Source organism: Pseudomonas sp. Kh14, assembly GCF_900291005.1.
GTDB lineage: Bacteria > Pseudomonadota > Gammaproteobacteria > Pseudomonadales > Pseudomonadaceae > Aquipseudomonas > Aquipseudomonas alloputida.
The window spans coordinates 1-237 of record NZ_OLKJ01000305.1; the positions used below are offsets into that span (position 1 = coordinate 1).

General features: G+C 64.1%; 1 protein-coding gene. It reads left to right on the forward strand.

Going from position 1 to position 237, the window contains the following annotated elements; translation table 11 throughout:
* Positions 1-237 (forward strand): sigma-70 factor domain-containing protein (locus FQ668_RS28225; RefSeq protein ID WP_306109851.1); only part of this gene is annotated, 237 nt, incomplete at both ends.

A 237-nucleotide genomic window follows, 5' to 3' on the forward strand; every position in this document is an offset into this window, starting at 1 on the left:
GCGCTGAGCGCGCTCGATACCGAAGGTGGCCGTACCACCGACCCGGTGCGCATGTACATGCGCGAAATGGGTACCGTCGAGCTGCTGACCCGCGAAGGCGAAATCGCCATTGCCAAGCGCATCGAAGAAGGCCTGTCCCAGGTCCAGGCCGCACTCGGCCAGTTCCCGGTGTCGGTCGAATCGCTGCTGACCGATTACGAAGCGCACAAGGAAGGCCGCAAGCGCCTTGCCGAAGTG